Source organism: Actinomyces bouchesdurhonensis, assembly GCF_900128465.1.
Taxonomy (GTDB): Bacteria; Actinomycetota; Actinomycetes; order Actinomycetales; family Actinomycetaceae; genus Pauljensenia; species Pauljensenia bouchesdurhonensis.
The window spans coordinates 37,771-57,340 of the sequence record NZ_LT635864.1; the positions used below are offsets into that span (position 1 = coordinate 37,771).

General features: G+C 64.5%; 12 protein-coding genes and 5 pseudogenes. 9 read left to right on the forward strand and 8 right to left on the reverse strand.

Annotated elements, in window-relative coordinates; genetic code table 11:
* Positions 1-525: 525 nt before the first annotated feature.
* From dtd to BQ7477_RS01990, 3 genes and pseudogenes are all read left to right on the forward strand, one after another.
* On the forward strand, positions 526-918 hold the full coding sequence (gene dtd, locus BQ7477_RS01980) for a D-aminoacyl-tRNA deacylase (RefSeq protein WP_073982671.1): 393 nt from the start codon (positions 526-528) through the stop codon (positions 916-918).
* Between the two features lie 1,118 nt (positions 919-2,036).
* A pseudogene (locus BQ7477_RS12955) lies at positions 2,037-2,168 on the forward strand (IS30 family transposase); the annotation flags it as partial.
* A 6-nt stretch (positions 2,169-2,174) separates the two neighbouring features.
* Positions 2,175-3,113 (forward strand): annotated as a pseudogene (locus BQ7477_RS01990) (IS1249 family transposase); the annotation flags it as partial.
* 64 nt (positions 3,114-3,177) lie between these two features.
* Here the strand turns inward: BQ7477_RS01990 and BQ7477_RS01995 are convergent.
* Both BQ7477_RS01995 and BQ7477_RS02000 read right to left on the reverse strand, forming a co-directional pair.
* Positions 3,178-3,540, reverse strand: coding sequence for a phospholipase (locus tag BQ7477_RS01995; RefSeq protein WP_073982623.1), 363 nt, complete (start codon positions 3,538-3,540; stop codon positions 3,178-3,180).
* A 66-nt stretch (positions 3,541-3,606) separates the two neighbouring features.
* Positions 3,607-4,512 (reverse strand): ribokinase, encoded by a 906-nt coding sequence (locus BQ7477_RS02000; protein ID WP_073982624.1) that lies wholly within the window; start codon positions 4,510-4,512, stop codon positions 3,607-3,609.
* A 165-nt stretch (positions 4,513-4,677) separates the two neighbouring features.
* Between BQ7477_RS02000 and BQ7477_RS02005 the strand changes: the two genes are divergently transcribed.
* On the forward strand, positions 4,678-6,108 hold the full coding sequence (locus BQ7477_RS02005) for an MFS transporter (protein WP_073982625.1): 1,431 nt from the start codon (positions 4,678-4,680) through the stop codon (positions 6,106-6,108).
* A gap of 125 nt (positions 6,109-6,233) precedes the next feature.
* Here BQ7477_RS02005 and BQ7477_RS02010 read toward each other — a convergent pair whose 3' ends face one another.
* Positions 6,234-7,127, reverse strand: coding sequence for a 1,4-dihydroxy-2-naphthoate polyprenyltransferase (locus BQ7477_RS02010; RefSeq protein WP_073982626.1), 894 nt, complete (start codon positions 7,125-7,127; stop codon positions 6,234-6,236).
* 92 nt (positions 7,128-7,219) lie between these two features.
* Between BQ7477_RS02010 and BQ7477_RS02015 the strand changes: the two are divergent.
* Positions 7,220-7,747: pseudogene (locus BQ7477_RS02015) on the forward strand (MFS transporter); the annotation flags it as partial.
* Here BQ7477_RS02015 and BQ7477_RS11300 read toward each other — a convergent pair.
* Positions 7,736-8,134 (reverse strand): annotated as a pseudogene (locus tag BQ7477_RS11300) (UbiA prenyltransferase family protein); the annotation flags it as partial. The pseudogenes BQ7477_RS02015 and BQ7477_RS11300 overlap by 12 nt on opposite strands.
* Before the next feature lie 43 nt (positions 8,135-8,177).
* The gene (locus BQ7477_RS02020) at positions 8,178-9,500 is read right to left on the reverse strand and encodes an AMP-binding protein (RefSeq protein WP_073982627.1); all 1,323 of its coding nucleotides are present in this window, start codon (positions 9,498-9,500) and stop codon (positions 8,178-8,180) included.
* A 206-nt stretch (positions 9,501-9,706) separates the two neighbouring features.
* Here BQ7477_RS02020 and BQ7477_RS02025 point away from each other — a divergent pair, with 206 nt between their 5' ends.
* Complete coding sequence (locus tag BQ7477_RS02025; protein ID WP_073982628.1) at positions 9,707-11,149, forward strand: L,D-transpeptidase family protein; 1,443 nt, start codon at positions 9,707-9,709, stop codon at positions 11,147-11,149.
* Positions 11,150-11,799: 650 nt separating this feature from the next.
* A complete protein-coding gene (locus BQ7477_RS02030; protein ID WP_073982629.1) occupies positions 11,800-13,533 on the forward strand; it encodes an alpha-glucosidase in 1,734 nt (577 codons plus the stop codon).
* A 50-nt stretch (positions 13,534-13,583) separates the two neighbouring features.
* Here BQ7477_RS02030 and BQ7477_RS02035 read toward each other — a convergent pair whose 3' ends face one another.
* Complete coding sequence (locus BQ7477_RS02035) at positions 13,584-14,159, reverse strand: hypothetical protein (protein WP_073982630.1); 576 nt, start codon at positions 14,157-14,159, stop codon at positions 13,584-13,586.
* Between the two features lie 395 nt (positions 14,160-14,554).
* Between BQ7477_RS02035 and BQ7477_RS02040 the strand changes: the two genes are divergently transcribed.
* Positions 14,555-15,721: a hypothetical protein gene (locus BQ7477_RS02040; protein ID WP_073982631.1), complete on the forward strand. Its 1,167-nt coding sequence runs from the start codon at positions 14,555-14,557 to the stop codon at positions 15,719-15,721.
* Between the two features lie 15 nt (positions 15,722-15,736).
* Here BQ7477_RS02040 and BQ7477_RS12960 read toward each other — a convergent pair.
* Positions 15,737-16,817 (reverse strand): annotated as a pseudogene (locus BQ7477_RS12960) (enoyl-CoA hydratase-related protein).
* A 410-nt stretch (positions 16,818-17,227) separates the two neighbouring features.
* Here BQ7477_RS12960 and BQ7477_RS02060 point away from each other — a divergent pair.
* Complete coding sequence (locus tag BQ7477_RS02060; protein WP_478209443.1) at positions 17,228-18,142, forward strand: enolase C-terminal domain-like protein; 915 nt, start codon at positions 17,228-17,230, stop codon at positions 18,140-18,142.
* Here the strand turns inward: BQ7477_RS02060 and BQ7477_RS02065 are convergent.
* Positions 18,065-19,522 (reverse strand): hypothetical protein, encoded by a 1,458-nt coding sequence (locus BQ7477_RS02065; protein ID WP_073982633.1) that lies wholly within the window; start codon positions 19,520-19,522, stop codon positions 18,065-18,067. The genes BQ7477_RS02060 and BQ7477_RS02065 overlap by 78 nt on opposite strands.
* Positions 19,523-19,570 lie beyond the last annotated feature (48 nt).

Here is a 19,570-nt window from a genome sequence, read left to right on the forward strand (position 1 = left end):
CGCGGACGAAATGTCGAAGGCCGCGACCGTGGCCCGGTGGGTAGCATAGTCGGGGTCCTCGAAGAGGGCGTACAGGGTGGTGCCCTCAACGGTCGTGATCGCGCGGGGGCCGTACTGTGTGGAGGGGAAGGAGATTCTCCACGCCGTCTCGACGCCCGAGGCCCAGGCGGGGGAGATCGCTCCCGTGCTCGTCGCGGACCCCGAGTAGCCGACGGTAGGAGCGGAGGTGAATGAATGCTGATCGTCTTGACCCCCCAGGGTCTGCGTCAGCAGACGGATGCCGACGACGGCGATGACGACGATGACGACGAGGACGCACAAGAGAACCGCGAGGAAGACCGGCCTCCCGCGTTTCTTCACGTGGGGCTGCACGCTGGCGGGTTGGGGNGCGACGCCACCTCCAGGACTCGTTCGTCTTGTGAGCCCGGGTCCGAGGCAGGGGCCAGTTACCCCGCAGCGATCAGCCCGGCGCGCGCACCCGCTCCAGATGCCACCGACGGGCATGCGCAAGGCGCCGGTGAAACGATCGAACCTTCCACCCTGGGAGAGCGGATCAGTGGGCCGCGCCAAGGCCTCGTTGTTCTCCTGGGCGTCCAGCGTGGCGACGGTCCCGATCAGGTTGCCACGGTCGCCCGCAAAATCGCCGAGCTGCGCATCCTCGACGACGAACGTTCCGCGCTCGACGTGGGTGCCCCGATTCTCGTGATCTCGCAGTTCACCCTGTACGGCGACACCCGCAAGGGGCGCCGCCCGTCGTGGGTTCACGCCGCGCCCGGTGAGGAGGCCGAGCCCCTCGTCGACGCGGTTGTTGCCGACCTGCGAGGCCGGGGTCTGCATGTCGAAACCGGCCAGTTCGGGGCGATGATGGAGGTGTCGCTGGTCAACGACGGGCCGTTCACGGTCCTCGTCGAGGCGTAGTTCCCCCACAATGTCGCACGTAATTTCCCTATCAACCTTTCAGGTTTTGAAATACGGTCGTTGCAATTGCAACGTTTGTGGTGCCAGTCGAAAACTGACCAAGGTAAATTACGTGCAACTTTTGGGTGAAGCTCCCGAGATACCTGCCGGTAGTTCGTGCCTCGCCCCGGCCTCGCGCGTTCTGGCGCTGTGTTCTCGCCTGGAACTCTCGCACGGAACGGCCTGGGAGTGGATGCCAGGAATGCGCGTCGATCCGCACTCGAGCTTGTTGTGATGGGTTGCGGTCGGTAAGGTTTAACCCTTTCTGATCGTGGTGAATGTTCCCGATCAGGCTGAACCTTCGTGGGCGACTCCGCGTTTGTGCTTGTTGTCGAAGGGGCTGTGCACCCCATCAGTAGGCATTGCACCCGTTCTGATCGGGTGTAATGCTCCTTAACGGGTGCAGCGCTTCGTAATGGGTGCAGCGCTTCGTAACGGGTGCAGTGCTTCGTAATGGGTGCAGCGCTTCGTAACGGGTGCAGCGCCGCCGATTGGGTTGAGTCCCGGTGTCTCGCGTGCTGGTGAACTGCCCTCTGCTGTGTGGCAACGGGTGTGGTTTCCCAAAAATCTTGCACGTAATTTCCCTGTCAACCTTTCAGGNGCTCGCGGGAGCCGTCAGCCCCGAGTGGGCCAGGCCCGCGCGGCGCTGGGGCGAGGTCGTCGTGGACCACAGCTTCGTCCACGCGCCAGAGTCGCGGGACCACCCGGAGCACGAGCTGAAAGTGTCGCAGGTGACGAGGACGCCGCCTGCCACCCCCATCGGCAGGTCGGAACCCCAGGGCGCCTGCGTCTGGGCACCGGTCGACCGATCAACGATGATGTCACTGAGCAGAATCTCATTCGGAGTCGAGACGGAGGATGGGAACGCCTCGGCGCGAATCCGGGACAGCTGGGGTCCGGTCGTACTCCACTGGGCGACCGGCTCACTGCCCGACACGTCGTAGGCGGCCACCGTGACCGCTGTCGGACTCCCGCTGCCGTAGGTGAGCACGTACAGGGTCTGGCCCTCGGTGATCAGCTGCGCGGGCAGGAGAGTGTCGCTGGTGGGCAGGACCCACGCTGTCGAGATGCCCGAGGNAGGAACCCCCATCACCAGCCACCAACCCTACCTCGACGCCATCGCCTACGAACTGAACAACTGCCCCAGAGCCACCCTCGGCTACCGCACCCCAACAGAAGCATTCAACGAACTCATTGCTACCACCCATTGACACCGCCACGGGCCCAAGGGACGCACCATACGACGGCGTAACGAACCATTTTGGCATCTATGGCCAGTTTCTCCATTGGTTGACGAGGTTCACCATGTGGTCTTTGTTGACGGAATCTACCTGTCCCACAAGCTGGTGGTTCTTATTGCCTGCACCAAGACCCATGTGCTTGGCTGGTACGTGGCCAAGGGTGAGACCACCCGCGCCTGGCAAGCACTGATGTCTAGGATCGCGCCCCCAGATGTTGTCGTGTGCGATGGTGGGCAAGGCATCGCCAGCGCGGTGAAGACCACCTGGCCTACCACCCGGATCCAACGCTGTGTCTTTCACGCCTATAGCGCGGTCAAGCGTAAGACCACCACCCGGCCACGCACTCAGGCAGGTGTTGATCTCTACAGTCTTGCTCAGGCCTTGCTCGAGGTCACTATCTTTGACCAGGCAGTGGCATGGATGAGCAAACTCGCCACCTGGAACACCACCTACAAGGAATTCCTAGCCCAGCGCACCCGGCTACCAGACGGACGTTGGGTTGCCACCCATGCCCGGCTGATCCAGGCCAAGAACTCCCTCAACACGCTGGTCAAACAAGGCACGCTGTTTACCTACCTCGATCCCGCCCTTGACCTTGAAGGTGACCCCATTGCCAGGACGTCGAACCTGATCGAGGGCGGGATTAATACCCAACTACGCTGCGTGCTACGAGCCCACCGTGGCATGAGTCTTAATCACCAGGTCAAGACCGTGTTGTGGTGGTGCTACCTGCACACCGAGTTCCCTGCCACCCCAGCACACATCCTTAAAACCACGCTCACCGACCAACAGATCATTGACCAATTCGACAAGGCCAGCCACCGCGCCCAAGCGCAAGCCGAGATCGACAGGTGGGGAACCGCAGTTAACTGGACCGACTTCCACCACAGCGGAACCTGGCACGAAACCTACTAAACCGAAACCAACACGTTTTGGCCTATAAGCCTGGATTCGCGCGGGCCGCGTCGGGCTGTCTGGCTTAGCTGGCCGGGGGTTCGTCGTTGTCTTCGCCTTGCTCGCGCTTGCGGCGCTCTTCTTCGCGGCGCTTGCGTTGGATGTCGCGTTCGAGGCGGAAGAGGAACTCGGGGTCGTCGTCGGGCGCGATGGGGCGAGAGGGCTTGGTTGGGCGGCTTTGCTGCGTTTTTTCGGCGCGCGACACCCAGCGCAGAACTAGCCATACGATCGGGCCGATGGCCGCGATCGTCGCTGTGAAGAGGATGATGAGTAGCCAGATCGGTTTGGGGAGCTTGCCGGGCATCTCGTCTTCGGGCGTGCGGTGCCAGTCTGCGGCCGCGTAGATGGTGAGCGCAAGCATGACGACGAAGAAGAAAACCCTGGCCATGTCCCTAGTGTACGGGCGTGTGGTGTCTCACGCGGTCGCGTTCGCTTCCCGGGCAATTCGTTGTTCTTAGTTGCGCGTGATCGTCGGTAGTGCCGCGTAGGAGGAGGCTGCGCCTGGTGCGAGGATGGCTGTAGCTCCTGCCCGCATGCCGTCTGTTATGGCTTCGCTGAAGGGTTTGCCGAGCGTCAGTGCCGCCGCTAGTGCGCCGACGAACGCGTCGCCCGCACCCGTGGTGTCTACGGTTTGTCCGAGGGTGATCGCTGGGGAGTGTTGGGCCTGCGCGCCCGATGCCCATGCTGTGCCTTTGCTGCCCAGCGTCACGACCACGTGGCGCGGACCCATGCCGCGCAGGGCTTGCGCCGCGCCGATCGCTTCGAGCGGGGTTGCAGGTGCGGGTAAGCCGAGTGTCAGTCCTGCTTCGGATTCGTTGACGACCAGGATGTCTACCCGTGAGAGCGTCGTCGGGTCGCTTGCGCGCACGGGTGCTAGGTTGAGGAGGACGCGCGCGCCGAAGGAGTGTGCCCATGCGAGAGCGGCGGCGTTCGCTTCGGCGGGAATCTCCGCTTGGAGGACGACGATGTCCGAGGGGGTGGGGAATAACGAGGCTTTGGCTGGTTCGATTGTTGCCGCGCGGTTTGCGCCTGCGTCCAGGATGATCGTGTTTTCTCCGTTGGCGGACACGGTGATAAGTGCGGTTCCCGAGGGGGAATCCACTTCGCGCAGGTATGAGGTGTCCACCCCGTGGGCGGCGAGGTCTGTGCGCAGGCGGTGTCCCGCTAGGTCGGTCCCGACGGCGCCGATGAAGACTGTGGGGACGCCGGAGCGCGCGGCGGCTGCTGCCTGGTTGGCTCCTTTTCCGCCGAGGCCGTAGGTCAGCGAGGATCCTGAGAGTGTTTCTCCGGGCTTGGGGAAACGGTTGACGGTGACAGTCACATCATGATTGATGGAACCGACAACGATGACGCGTGCCATGAGATCTCCTATGTGAGGGATGCTTCATTGTGTCATGTCACAGAGCGAACATACAGCGTTGGAGTGGCGAGTTTCGGCGAGTTCCCAACAGTTAAGTGTGACTTAATTGTTAAACCAGTTTCCTGCAATACTGCTAAAACGACGCTTTATGGTGAACTATTCGCCGTGCGCAGCCTTCGATACCTCGTTTCAACGCGACCGACAGCCCCTTCCTGCCGCGTCACCACCATCCCCTCCCAGGTAATCCGGACGGGGGCCACGGCCTCGTCCCCCACGCGCGGGGCCGCCACCACGCAGGCCCCAACAGGCCACGCCGCGCGCGTCCTGTTGCCCCTCCTCGGCATCTACGCACTCGGAACCGTCTCCCTGCAAGGCTTCAACCTCGTCTACCTGCGCGTCGCCGCCGACATCGGCGCAGGCGACGCGTCCGGCCTTATCACTGCCATCCCCGGCATCGTCCTCGGCGTCGCATGCTTCCTGTACGGCACCCTCGGCGACTTCATCCCTCTGCGCCGCATCGTCGACGCAGGCGTCGCCCTCATCGTCGCCGGTTCCCTCCTCGGTTTCCTCTTCTCCTCCTCCCTGGCCGGCATCATCATTGCTCGCGCCCTCCAAACCCTCGGCTACCAAGCCGCCGCGTCCGCCTACATGATCCTCGCCACCGGCATTGCTGACCCCAAGCGCCGCAGCCTCTACGTCGGCCTCATGTGCGCCGCCTTCCAAGGAGGAACCGCCATCGGCATGCTTTCAGGGGGCCTCCTCGCCGACGTCAACTGGGCGCTCCTGCTCCTCACCCCCCTCGGCGGCCTCGCCTTCCTGCCCATCATGGGGCGCCGCGTCCCCGCCCGCGCCAGCGCCGGTCGCGTCGACGTCGTCGGCCTCGCAATCTTTTCCGGCCTGGCTCTCCTGCTCACCCTGGCCGCTTCCGACCCCTGCTGGTGGCTCATCGGCGGACTCATCCTCGGCGGCGTCATCTTCTGGCGCTACATCGGTCGCGCCCGCTCCCCCTTCATCACCCGCTCCTTCTTCACCAACGTCCCCTGGGCGCGCTCCGTCAGCCTCATCGTCATCATCTACTGCATGAACTTCACGGTCGCGCCCCTCATGAACGGCATCGGTGCCCTCACCTATGGGCTGAATCCCGCGCAAGTATCCATCCGGCTCCTGCCCGCCTACTGTGTCGCCCTCACCACCGCGATGACATCCGGGACCGTCATGGCCCGCATCGGACGCGGAGCCACCGTGCGCGGATGCGTCAGCCTCATCCTCGCTGGAACCGCGCTGCTCGCCCTCTTCATGAGTTCCGGCCCGTGGATCATCACCGTCGCCATGTGCCTCATCTACGCCGGCTTCGGTGCCCTCTTCACCCCCATCTACGACACCGTTTTTGCCACCGTCGCCCCCGGCCAAAACGGTCGCGCCGTCGCCATGAACGACCTGGCCATGCAAGGCAGCGCCGCCATCGGCATCGGCGTCTTCACTCCCTGGCTCGCTTCCGGTTCCTTCCACGCAATCGCCCTCGTCTGCGTCGGAGCCGCCACCACCGGCATCCTCGGCGACTGGACCCACGAATACCTCTACCGCAAGGGCCGCTGACCCCCTTTCAGCGAGCGCCCGTCCCCCTCTTTCTGAGGAGCGCTTTCTGAGGAGCGCGCCCCGGCCTCGTCAATGCGCGCGACGAGCGCCCCGTGCCCAGCGCTACACCCGACCCGGCCTCGTCCCTAAGAGAGAACCAGCGCCAGGGCAGCAAGAAGCGCCCACGCGAGCGTAAAAAACCCCGTATTGCGCAGGACCACGATCAACGCCCGACCCGACGCCCCAGTCAACACAGGCAGACTCACCCCCACCGCCCAACTGGCCGCGCCCGCACCCAATGCGCACGTTCCCAGCGGGTGCAAGCCAATCGCAACACCGAGCGCCACGATCATCCCTACCGGCACCCACGCGCAGGCCGCAAACACCCAGCGCGACGCGCGCTCGCCCAAACGCACGGCAGCCGTCGTCTTCCCCGACACCCGATCCGTTGGAATATCACGGATGTTGTTCGCCATCAGCAATGCCACCGACAGAAGACCCAACGCCGACGCGCTCATCCACAGCCACCACGGCGCCGCCTGCACCTGCGTCCACGTCGTCCCCACGCACGCCAACAAACCAAAGAAAACGAACACCATCAACTCCGACAGACCGATCCCTATATAAGCGTAGGGGTGCCTGCCGCCCGTATAGAACCACGCGGCTCCCACCGCCGCGCCGCCCGCCGCGATCAGCCACCACGTACCCGACACCGCAACCAGAGTGAGTCCCGCGACACCCGCCAACGCAAAACACCCCAACGCGACCGACAGCACCGTCTTCGGCTTGGCGAGGCCACCGCCCGTCAGACGCGCCGGCCCCTGGCGATTATCATCCGTGCCGCGAATCCCGTCCGAATAATCGTTCGCATAGTTGACACCCACTTGCAGGGCCAATGCCACCACGAGCGCCAAGCACGCACGCCCCACATCAAACCCTCCCAGGTAATGCGCTGCCGCCGACCCGACGATCACGGGTGCGGCGGCAGCAGGCAGGGTGCGCAGACGAGCGCCTTCAATCCAATCCGTCACGGTAGCCATGGCTACCAGTGTAAGTGGCGGAGCGCCGGGAGCGGACAGCAGGNCGCGGGGCCGCCACCACGCAGGCCCCAACAGGCCACGCCGCGCGCGTCCTGTTGCCCCTCCTCGGCATCTACGCACTCGGAACCGTCTCCCTGCAAGGCTTCAACCTCGTCTACCTGCGCGTCGCCGCCGACATCGGCGCAGGCGACGCGTCCGGCCTTATCACTGCCATCCCCGGCATCGTCCTCGGCGTCGCATGCTTCCTGTACGGCACCCTCGGCGACTTCATCCCTCTGCGCCGCATCGTCGACGCAGGCGTCGCCCTCATCGTCGCCGGTTCCCTCCTCGGTTTCCTCTTCTCCTCCTCCCTGGCCGGCATCATCATTGCTCGCGCCCTCCAAACCCTCGGCTACCAAGCCGCCGCGTCCGCCTACATGATCCTCGCCACCGGCATTGCTGACCCCAAGCGCCGCAGCCTCTACGTCGGCCTCATGTGCGCCGCCTTCCAAGGAGGAACCGCCATCGGCATGCTTTCAGGGGGCCTCCTCGCCGACGTCAACTGGGCGCTCCTGCTCCTCATCCCCCTCGGCGGCCTCGCCTTCCTGCCCATCATGGGGCGCCGCGTCCCCGCCCGCGCCAGCGCNCGCGGCTCCCACCGCCGCGCCGCCCGCCGCGATCAGCCACCACGTACCCGACACCGCAACCAGAGTGAGTCCCGCGACACCCGCCAACGCAAAACACCCCAACGCGACCGACAGCACCGTCTTCGGCTTGGCGAGGCCACCGCCCGTCAGACGCGCCGGCCCCTGGCGATTATCATCCGTGCCGCGAATCCCGTCCGAATAATCGTTCGCATAGTTGACACCCACTTGCAGGGCCAATGCCACCACGAGCGCCAAGCACGCACGCCCCACATCAAACCCTCCCAGGTAATGCGCTGCCGCCGACCCGACGATCACGGGTGCGGCGGCAGCAGGCAGGGTGCGCAGACGAGCGCCTTCAATCCAATCCGTCACGGTAGCCATGGCTACCAGTGTAAGTGGCGGAGCGCCGGGAGCGGACAGCAGGCTAGCGAACCCACTCCCTCTCAGTACCCACGGCCGCGTTCGCGGCCTTCGCGGCAGCAGATCGGTCGATCTTGTCGAAACCCAGATAGGGGAGAGACTCCACCGCGACGACGCGGCGCGGCGCCTGAGCGCGCCCGATGCGGGCGGCAGCGTGGTCGCGCACCGCGTTGCCCAGCTTCGCCATTTCCAGTGAATCCGACGGCATGTGGCGAGGGATAACGAGGGCCGTCACGATGTGACCCCACTTCTCATCGGGGGTCCCCAGCATCCACGCGTCAGAAATGTTTTCGTAGGAGCGCACGGCGCGGCGCACAGGCCCCGGAGCGATCGATAAGCCCCCGGAGACAATGACATCGTCCGCGCGCCCATGCACCTCAACCTTTCCGGAGGCGCGGATAGAACCCATGTCGCCCGAGATAAGCCAACGGTGACCGCCCTCCTCGAAGAATGGGCTGTCCGCGTCCAGGTAGCGCGTCATCAGGATCGGCCCGTTGAACGCCAGGCGCGTGCGCCCATCCCAATCGACCGCGCGAACGGTCACGCCGGGCATGGGTTCGCCGTCGTAGACGCAGCCGCCCGACGTTTCCGTCATGCCGTACGTCGTGCGTACTTTCAAGCCGGCATCCAGTGCCCGCTGCAGCAGGCTCTGGCTGATAGCCGCGCCGCCCACAATGATTGTTGACAGGGAGCGAAGGGCGCTCATAATCTCCTCGCCGGCCTCCAAACATTGGACGAGCTGTGTGGGCACGAGCGAGAGATAGCTCGGCATGTCGTCCTGCGTCACGCCCGCGATCGCGGGAAGCAGAGCGTCGGGGTCAAAGCCGTCCGTTGTGTCAACGACCTGCGGGTTTGTTCCCGCGACAGCCGCGCGCAGCAGGACCATTGCGCCTGCGATGTGGTGCGTTGGCAGAGCGAGAATCCACCGACCCGGGCCATCCAGCGTCAGCTCGGTAGCCCTGGCGGAGGCGATCAGGGCGTCGATCGACAGTCCAACGAGGCGTGGCTTGCCCGCGCTCGACCCTGACGTTGCGATGATGAGATCCACGCCGTCGAGAAAATGCGGATCGTTTGTGATCTGATCGGCGAGACCGGGGTACTCTTCGGGTGCAAACGCCTCCTCGGGCGTCGCCGCGCAGCCGCGTAGTGTGCTCGGCGGAACCGAAGCAGGATCGCGCAGAAAGACAACGGTGCGCGGTGCCGGGTGCGTCGGGTCGGCGGTGCGTTCTTCGTGCAGCTCGACCAGCTTGTGGATGGACGCGTTAGCCAACGCGACGGCATTGACCGCTGTGCCGCCAGGTACGACAAGAATTCGCGGTGCAGCCATGATGAGCCTCCCTAGATCGACGTCGAACGCGGATACTATAAGGATAAGTGTTTGTCTTCTCGCAGGTGGCGAGCCTGCTGGCGGCACTGATCACGTTTGAGGCACGAAATCTTGATATTTCGGTCATTTTTATGTGGCCAAGGACGCAGCTGAAAATTCAACCTCCTACTTTCACAAGGATACGCGAGGCGATAGGATGAACGGCGATGCTCAAGAATCTATCCTCCAAAACTAGATGGGCGATCGGCGCCGCATGCGCCCTCGTCCTCCTCATCATCTGTTCGATCATCGTGTACGCGGCCAACTACTCCGGGCGCGTCCTACCCGGCACCACGGTCGCAGGGACCGCCGTTGATGGTATGACCCGTGACCAGGTCATCGCATCCGTCACCTCGCGAGCCGACGCCACGAACGTGACCCTCACCGTTGATGGAATGGCCACCACGGCCTCGCTCAACGAAGCGGGCATCACGGTTGATGCCGACGCGACCGCCGACGAAGCTATGAAAGGCTCAACCTCCCTTCCCGCCTTCGTGCGCGCAATGTTTTCAGCGCGCTCCGTCGAACCCGTGACGACCGTCAGCGACGACTCCATCAAGAAGCTCGCGGCAACTGTTAACTCCACCCTGACCTCGGAAATGAAGGACGCGCAGGTCATCATCGCGCAAGACGGTGAATCATTCACGGTCACGCCCTCGCAGAACGGAAACGGCGTCTCCACCGACGAGATCGCCGCTGCCGTCAAACAGGCAGGCGCCACCCTGACCTCCGTCAGCCAGGACCTCTCCGTCTCCCAGATGGAACCCTCCATCACCACCGAAGACGCCCAGGACGCCGCGGACAAAGCCAACGACATGCTCGACACAGAGATCGACATCTCCGACGGCATTGATACCTTCACCGCCGAGCGCTCCGACAAAGTCCACTGGATCGAATTCCTCACCAAGGACGACGGTACTCTCGACGAACCCAGCATCGATGCCGTCAAGGTCGCCGACTGGGTCAACGCCCTGGCGGCCACCACCGACGTCGAGCCTGAAAACCGCGTCGAGAACGTCGACTCCTCTGGCAATGTTCTGACCACCGCCCGTGAAGGCAAGAAGGGTCTTAAAACCAACAACGCTGAGGAGATCACGAAGGGCGTCGTCGATGCTATGACTGCTGGCACCCCTTACGAGGGTCTCTTCCACTACGACGACGTCGAGCCCGGCTCCGAAACCAAGCAGGTCGCCGAAGGCGTCGAAAACCTGGCGTATCAGGCAGCCGAAGGCGAGAAGTGGGTTGACATTAACCTCTCCGAAGCCACGGTCACCGCGTACGTCGGCGGTACAGTTGCGGGCGGCCCCTTCTACATGGTCCCAGGCGCCCCCGACACGCCCACCGTGACCGGCACCTTCCACGTCTACCTCAAGTACGACGTGCAGACCATGCGCGGCGAGAACGCCGACGGTAGCAAGTATGAAACCGAAGGCGTCCCGTGGGTCACCTACTTCACGGGTTCCTACGCGATGCACGGCGCGCCCTGGCGTTCCTCCTTCGGTTGGAACGGCTACGGTGGCTCCCACGGCTGCGTGAACATGCCCGTGGACGCCGCGAAGTTCATCTACGACTGGACCGATATGGGCGACACGGTGGTCGTGCACTACTGATTGTCGGCACTGAGCATCGGGGGCGGGCCGGAACCGAGAGGTTCCGGCCCGTTTTCTGTCACCGCGCGAGGGGTGCGAGAGCTGCGGGCGCGGTGCTGGGCGTACTGATGGTTCTCGGATCGGTGATGCGTAGACAGATGGGTTGCGGTTTCGCGGATAGGTTGTGCGTATCCGGATAGGTTGTGCGTATCCGGATAGCTTAATAACCTATCCGGATGTTCGTTACCTATCCGGATGTTCGTTACCTGTCCGGATGTGCATGTATCAAGGTATTTCGACGCTCGTCGCGGTGTGAGGTCGTTGTGGGTGGCGCGTTGTGCACCGTGCTGGACCTGCTGGAGTGGTTCCCCCGCAATGTCGCACGCAATTTCCATGTAAACCTTTTGAATCCTGAAATTGTATCGTTGGAATTGCAACGTTTGTGGCGGATCTTGAAGATTCAAGGAAGGGAATTACGTGCGAGATTTATGGGGACACCATAGGGCGCTTGTGTCGGCGTGTCGTTGCAATTGCCCGGCTGGTGGCTGCTCGGCCTGCGAACTTGGCGCGGACCCTGAGACGCGGTAGTCTGCGGCTGATGGCTGACAGTAAGCCGCTAGTGACACGGGGCTAGCGGCTGCGTGCGTTCCCCGACTCTTGGCAGGTGCTCCATGTTCTTCTCTCGCGATGCTCTGAACCCCGCAGGCAACGGCCTGGGTCCCGACGAGTGGTGGAAGGGCGCGGTCGTCTACCAGATCTACCCGCGCTCCTTCAAGGATTCCAACGGGGACGGCTTCGGGGACCTCGAGGGTATCCGCTCCAAGCTCGACTACCTGAAGTCCCTGGGCGTGGACGTCTTGTGGCTCTCGCCGATCTACACCTCCCCGCAGGCAGACAACGGCTACGACATCGCCGACTACTACGACATCGATCCCATGTTCGGGACGCTCGCGGACTTCGATGCCCTGCTGGAGGGCGTCCACGAGAGGGGCATGCGCCTCGTCATGGACCTGGTCGTCAACCACTCCTCCGACGAGAACCCGTGGTTCGTGGAGTCGCGCTCCTCGCGGGAGAACCCGAAGCGCGACTGGTACATCTGGCGTGACCCTCGCCCCGGATGCGTGGGAGGAGAGGCCGGGGCGCAGCCTAACAACTGGGGGTCCTTCTTCTCCGGCTCGGCCTGGGCGTGGGACGAGGCCACGGGCCAGTACTACCTGCACCTGTTCCACAAGAAGCAGCCCGACCTGAACTGGGACAACCCCGACGTGCGCGCAGCCGTCTATCGCATGATGAACTGGTGGCTCGACCGTGGCGTTGACGGATTCCGTATGGACGTTATCAACCTGATCTCGAAGGATCCGGGCCTGCCCGACGGCGTCGTCTACCCGGGGCGCGCGTGGGGCGAGGGTTTCCCGCATTTCTCGCAAGGCCCGCACTTGCATGAATACTTGGCCGAGATGCGACGCGAGGTGTTCGATGGGCGCGTCGGCACTATGACGGTTGGGGAGTGCCCGGGCGTGCGCCGCGATAACGTCCTGTTGTTCACGGACCCGGCCCGCGCAGAGCTCGACATGGTGTTCCAGTTTGACCACGTCGACCTCGGCCTCGAAGCGGGGAAGTTCCACCCGCGCCCGCTGCGCCCCGGCGAGCTCGCCGACTGCCTGAGCGCCTGGCAGGAGGCCCAAGGCGAGGTCGGCTGGAACAGCCTCTACCTGGATAATCATGACCAGCCGCGCGCCGTCAGCCGTTTCGGCGACGAATCGCACCGCTACGAGTCGGCGACCGCCCTGGCCACCGCCCTGCACATGCTGCGTGGCACCCCCTACGTGTACCAGGGCGAGGAACTCGGCATGACCAACGGGGTTTTCCATGGCCTCGACGATTTCCGTGATGTTGAGGCGCTGCGCTACTACCGCGAGGCCGTGGCGACGGGGGAGAGTCCCGAGGCCGTCCTGGTGGGTATGCGCGCGACCGGCCGCGATAACGCGCGCACGCCCGTCCAGTGGGACGCGAGCGAGCATGCCGGTTTCACGGAGGGGGACCCGTGGATTGGCGTCACCCCGAACTATCGGGAGATCAACGCCGCCTCCCAGGTCGGTGATCCCTCTTCCGTGTACGCCTACTATCGCGCGCTCGCGGACGTGCGCCACTGCCTGCCGGTGATCGCCTCCGGGATGTTCGAGAGAATTGCGACCCCTTCGCCTGCGGTCTTCGCTTACCGGCGCACCCTCGGCGCGGCCGTGGCAACGGTCTTCGTTAACCTGTCTTCACAGTCTGCGTCCCTCGGCGAGGCGGCGCGCGGGGTGGTCGGCGAGCTGCTTCTTTCCAACCGCGACCTGCCCGAGGCCGATCGGGGAGTCCCGGCAGTCCTGGAGCCGTGGGAGGCGCGCGTTTACCTCGCCTGAGGGGCGCGTGGCCCCTGGGTGCTGGCGTATTTTCGTGTACGCATCATGAATCATTTATCCAGGGCGCACTCCATCGTCGGCGTCGCACCGTCGTAAGCGAAGTCGATGGTGCACGTAAACCGGGGGTGCTCGTAGTTGATCGTCCAGTAGGCGGGGTTCTTAGGGGTGGCTTCTATGCGGTAGCTGCCGGGGAAAAGGTAGTACCAGCCTTGTGGGTTACTGACCATCACGTCGCCGATGCGAATGCTGCGTAGGCCATCCGTGTCGATCAACGTGGTCATCGATCCATACGAAGAGTCGTCGATCTTCCACATGCCGAGCTGACCGTTCCTCCTCCTGGTCTCATCGAAATGCATGTTGAAGTAGTGGGCGTCACTTCTGCTGGCGTTGAATCGAACCGTGCCCTCGATCTCCGACGGGTTGTTGGGGGCTGCGCGCCCCTCGAAGGAGACTTTCGAGGGGGCGTGCGCGTGTGCGGCATCCGTTAGGAAGTCGCGCGAGTCTTCGCCGTCGAAGAGGGGCGCTTGTTCTGGAAAGTATCTCTGGGCCTCGTCGTATTTCCCGTCTTTGACGAGGTCCATGTAGCGGTTCCACGCATCCAAGGCGGTCAGGTCGGACAGGTACACGTAGTTCGACCAGTATCCGCCTCCTGCGANACCAGTATCCGCCGCCTGCGATGACGGCCACGAGGCCCGCGCACGAGGCGGCGGCAACCCAGCGCTTGCGCCGCGACGGGCGCGATGACGGCTCCGTCGACGAGTTATTCGTTGCTGTTTCAGTGTGTGCCATGGAGCCTCACAGGGCGTGCAACAGTGAAAGATAGCAAGGGTGCTCTCGGTGATGCAAGCACCGGAACATTCCGGGGCGTCAGTTGTCGGGAGAATCCTCCAAGCGCGGTGCGTTGGTTGGGGTAGGCGTCGTGCTCCTCCTGGGTCTTGGCGATGTGGTGGGTTACTGAGGGTGCTGACGTTCGATAATATGTGGAACGGTCAGGTTTTTCGCTCCTAGGGAGAGAGGCGTCATGACGGCGAAGAAGCTTTATCACCGCCTGTACGCGCGTGTGGTGCGCGCGCGGCTGCGATGGTCTGTCCAGCCTCCCGTGTTTTTCGCGCGCCGCCGCTACTGGTTGACGAGCGTGGTGGCCGTCGTGGTCCTCATCGGTGCTGCGGTGTCTGTGCTCGCGTGGCGCTCCCACGAGGAGCGCGTCAACCGGGAGAGGGATAACGAGGCGCTCGCCGGTGCCACCAGCGTCGTGTCCGCCTACTGTGACGCCGTCTTGGGTGGACGCATCGACGAAGCGGCTGCGATGGATGGCCTCGCAGATTCTACGGACCCCAATTGGATGCTGAGCGATGCGGGGGAGGACTTCGCGGTTGCGGCCGGCACCTTCGTGTCCTTGTCTGTGTCCGAGGGGGAGATGTCCGCGGACAGGCTCACTGCGACCTTTGCTGTCACGAGCACCCCTCGCGTCGGGATGGCAGCGCGTGAGGAGAGTATTGAGATGGTGGCGCGCCGAGACAGCGTGGACGCTCCCTGGACGATCGCCACCAGCCTCGCGCAGACGGTGACGGTCGAGCTGCCCGGCGCCACGACCGACGTCCTCTTCAACGGGGCTACCATCGCTTCCTTTAACCCCGTGGCGGAGTGGCCGGTCAAAGGACGGGCCCTCACGTTGACCCTCTACCCGGGGAAGTATGAGATCGGTGCGCGCTCATTCAGCAGCGAGGCGCGCCTGAGATCGTTGCCCGGCAAGGGTATGTTCCTGTATCGGGACGACAAACACGGCGCGGTCCAGTCCCAATTCACTGCTCTGCCCTCGCGTGCCGGTGCCGTGACGGTTACCCCCTTCGCCTTCGACGCTACCGTCTTGGAAAAGGAAACAGAATACGAGCTCGTGGAGCTCATCACGGAGTGTATCGACACGCAGGGAAGCTCATCGCACCTGTGCCCCGACGCGACCACAAACGCCCCACCGAGAGTCAAGCAGGCTGACCTTCGTCACGAGCTCGACTACTACGGCGTTCGTGTGACCATGGACTCTCCGACGACCTTCACGATTAAGAGTCTGCGTTTCCCGGACCCGGCGCCCGGCATGGCCGAGTCATACACGGGTAGTGGCACCATGTCCTACGACGAGAACGGTAACGAAGCGATCACCGGGATCACCCTCGCCCCGAGCCAGACCTGACAACCGCTCGGGCTCTCAGTAGTAGTAGGGGTAGTCCTCCCAGCGGGGGGCGCGGTGCTCGAGGAAGGCGTCACGCCCCTCCTGGGCCTCTGCCGTCATGTAGGCCAAGCGCGTGGCCTCGCCCGCAAAGACCTGCTGGCCAGCCAGCCCGTCATCCGCCAGGTTGAAGGCGAACTTGAGCATACGGATGGCCTGCGGGGACTTCGTCGCGATGGTCGCCGCCCACTCCAGCGCGGTCTCCTCCAGCCGCGCATGCGGGACAGCGCGGTTGATGACGCCCCAGCGCTCGGCAGTCTGCGCGTCGTAGCGCTCGGCCAGGNCGTGGGCCTCTCCGTGGGCGTCTCCGCGGCGGCCGCCGTACCGGGGATCCCTCGTGCGGCCGGACTAGCCACGGCCTCGTTGCTCGTCGCCGACGTCACCACCCCCCTCGTGCCCGAACACGGCCGACTACCCGTGGGACGCCTCGAACCCGACCAGGAACTCATCGACCGGACCCCCGGCGACTCCGACCTCGCGTCCCGGTGGGGGATGCGCCTCGAAGGTATGGCCGAGCACCTGGAGGCAAGCGCCCGGTAGGCTGGGCGCATGCCCTCCGTCGATACCGCACGCGCGATCCTGTCCACCCTGGACGCCCTGGGCGTCACCCACGNAGGATATGCAGGCGTCCGGCGCGCGCCGGGTCGATCTGCTCGCGGCGCTTCGCGGTGGCAGCCTCCGGGTCCGCGCCCTCGACCTCGTAACGGTAGCCGTCCCGGCCTCGGACCCTCTGGTCGCCCCCCGAGCAGAACGAGTATCCGCCGTCGCGCGCCGACGGCCCGTTGCCCGTCAGGATGACGGCCGCGACCTGGGAAGTCTGGCGCGCGTGGTCGAGCGCGCGGAACAGCTCGTCGACCGTGCCCGGGCGGAAGGCGTTGCGAATGTCGGGGCGATCGAAGGCGATGCGCACCACCGGCATGTCCGCGCCCTTGGGGCGTCCGTCCGCTTCGGGGCCGCGCGAAATCCCACGGTGGTAGGTGATGTCGGCGAAATCGAAGCCCTCGACCTCGCGCCAGCGGTTCGGGTCGAAGGTGTCGGAGACGAAGGGCAGAGCACTCATGTGTCGGATTCTAGTAGACGAGGCCGGGACGGGTCTGTCCCTGTCCCAACCATCTCCGGTGGTTGGGAGATCGGGGGTGGGGTGTGTCGATGCGCTGCGTCGCGCCCGGCGTGCAGGGGCCGCGCGTGCCCAACGTGCGGGCAAGCTAACCGCACGGCATGGGGGCTGTCTGAAAAGACAGGCGGCAAGTGCTCACTAGTCACATTCGTTGTGATCTGTGAGATAACCGTATTTTCCAGGCGTTTGGCATTCCGTGCGAGTCTGTCATTTCTCAATGGTTAGTTCAAAACGAACCAGCAGGTGTCAGTGTAAACGAGTTGAGGAAGAAGGAATGTTGCGCGACAATATTACCGACATGTAAGGAGAGTCTGATGAACGCATCGCAGCAGGCCACGCTCATGCGCATCCCCATGCGCACGCTGAGCCGCCAGGCGCGTTACGTCCTCGAAGGCGTCGACGACATCTTGGTGTACAAGGTAGCGATGACCACGCGCTTCCGTGGCGTGACTCGCCGCGAAGGACTCCTTCTCCATGGACATGCAGGGTGGGGCGAAGCCGCCCCCTTCTGGAACTACGACGACGTCGAATCCTCGCGCTGGCTGGCCGCCGCCCTCGAATCGGCGCGCCGCTTCCCGCCGGTTCCTCGCCGCAAGTACGTGCCCGTAAACGTGACGGTCCCCGTGGTGTCCCCCGAAGAAGCCTACGAACGAGTCAAGGTCTCCGGCGGGTGCGCCACCGCGAAAATCAAGGTCGCCGAACCCGGTGTGAGCGTGAGCCGTGACTGCGCGCGCATCGCCGCCGTCGCCGACGCCCTGCGTGACACCGTCGGAGGGCAAGCCATGATCCGCCTGGACGCCAACGGCGCCTGGGAAGTGGACGAGGCACGCGCCGCGATTCCCACGATGGCTGAGGCCGCGGGCGTGGTTCCCATCGAATACGTTGAACAGCCATGCCTCACGGTGAACGAACTGGCCGAAGTACGTCGCAGCGTCGACGTTCCCATCGCCGCCGACGAATCCATCCGTCGCGCCGAAGACCCCCTCGACGTGGCCCGCAAGGANAGCGAGGGCGCGAGGAAGGCCCCGAGGCTCGCGACAAGCGCGACACCCGCCAGGAAGAGGCGCGTCGGTCGCGTGGGCGAGGTCCTCGTGGAGGTCCCGTACAGGGGGGCGTTGGTACTCATGGGCGTGTCATTTCTGTCGTCGCTCGGGCGGGCGTTCGCGGGCAGGTGCTCGGGGGTTGGAACATCACGAGGCCTTCGGGGTGAAAGCCACGATGCCGTCGATCGTCACGCCAATGGCCAGGTCGTCGAAGGCCCACGATAAGTCTTTCGCGTCGTGGAACTCCGCCGACCCATGTCCCACCCCGCTCGCCGTGTCGAAGAAGAACCGGTTGCCCGTCGTATTGGGTTCGACGGACTCGACGTACACGACCGACATGTCGGCGCTGGCGCGGACCTCTTCGGGCCAAAAGTTACTGGAGTGGTGCTGGTCGTTGTTGGCGGGATCAAGAACGAATGCCGGGCTTCCGTCGCTCGGCGTCACCGTGAGGGCTACGGCCCCCGCTTGGGCAGTGACCACCGCATTCGACCACGCGGGCAGACCTCCGACCAGGAAATCGGTGAGTTCTGATGTGGAGGGCACGCGCCCATCGCGCGTCGGTCTTCTCAGCGACTTCTCATAGGAATGAGTGCCCGTGATGAAGCCGTCGGCGTCGTAGGTGACGAACACGTCGTCGTTGAAAGCCACGAGCCCATCGCTGGCGAGCATGATGCTGACAACGTTGTTTGTTCTATCCTCGAAGGGACTCACAGAAGCAGCGTCCGTGGCCTGCCCCGTTCGCGGATCGAGGAGCTGCGCCAGGTGCGTCGGCGAATCCACCCGCAGGACAACCGACTGGTGTTCTCCGGCACCGATCACGGGAGTATCGGGGTACGTGAGCGTGGCCGACGTGGACAGGCCACCCCGTTGGCTGGCCGTGGTCGTCACCCACCGGCGCGCCCACGAGGAGGATTCCAGCACCCAGCCCGAGCACGCCTGTTTGCCATCGCACGCCACGACGACGCCGTCAACGGCCGCGAGCGCCTCCGACCCCTCCCACGGAGCCAGGGACTGGGCGCCTGTCGCCTTGTCGATGACGATGGAGCCGACGATGAACTGATCGGCCAGCGAGACGAAAGCCGGACGCCCGAATGACTCGGGAGTGGGGCCCGTCGTGCGCCACAGCTCGCGCGGCTGCGCGGACGAAATGTCGAAGGCCGCGACCGTGGCCCGGTGGGTAGCATAGTCGGGGTCCTCGAAGAGGGCGTACAGGGTGGTGCCCTCAACGGTCGTGATCGCGCGGGGGCCGTACTGTGTGGAGGGGAAGGAGATTCTCCACGCCGTCTCGACGCCCGAGGCCCAGGCGGGGGAGATCGCTCCCGTGCTCGTCGCGGACCCCGAGTAGCCGACGGTAGGAGCGGAGGTGAATGAATGCTGATCGTCTTGACCCCCCAGGGTCTGCGTCAGCAGACGGATGCCGACGACGGCGATGACGACGATGACGACGAGGACGCACAAGAGAACCGCGAGGAAGACCGGCCTCCCGCGTTTCTTCACGTGGGGCTGCACGCTGGCGGGTTGGGGGATTGGGGGCGCCCCGCTCGGTGGCACCCACCCCTCAGCGCGCGCGGGAGTGTTCGTGCCCGGATGATCGTCTTTGCCCATGAGTCGTTTGTATCACAGGGCAGCGCCGAGGAGCCAACGGTCCCTCGC

Excerpts from the sequence above, each read along its gene's own strand:
- BQ7477_RS01995 (WP_073982623.1), bottom strand. The coding sequence starts at position 3,540 with ATGGCCAGGGTTTTCTTCTTCGTCGTCATGCTTGCGCTCACCATCTAC.
- BQ7477_RS02000 (WP_073982624.1), bottom strand. The coding sequence starts at position 4,512 with ATGGCACGCGTCATCGTTGTCGGTTCCATCAATCATGATGTGACTGTC.
- BQ7477_RS02010 (WP_073982626.1), bottom strand. The coding sequence starts at position 7,127 with ATGGCTACCGTGACGGATTGGATTGAAGGCGCTCGTCTGCGCACCCTG.
- BQ7477_RS02020 (WP_073982627.1), bottom strand. The coding sequence starts at position 9,500 with ATGGCTGCACCGCGAATTCTTGTCGTACCTGGCGGCACAGCGGTCAAT.
- BQ7477_RS02025 (WP_073982628.1), top strand. The coding sequence starts at position 9,707 with ATGCTCAAGAATCTATCCTCCAAAACTAGATGGGCGATCGGCGCCGCA.
- BQ7477_RS02030 (WP_073982629.1), top strand. The coding sequence starts at position 11,800 with ATGTTCTTCTCTCGCGATGCTCTGAACCCCGCAGGCAACGGCCTGGGT.
- BQ7477_RS02040 (WP_073982631.1), top strand. The coding sequence starts at position 14,555 with ATGACGGCGAAGAAGCTTTATCACCGCCTGTACGCGCGTGTGGTGCGC.
- BQ7477_RS02065 (WP_073982633.1), bottom strand. The coding sequence starts at position 19,522 with ATGGGCAAAGACGATCATCCGGGCACGAACACTCCCGCGCGCGCTGAG.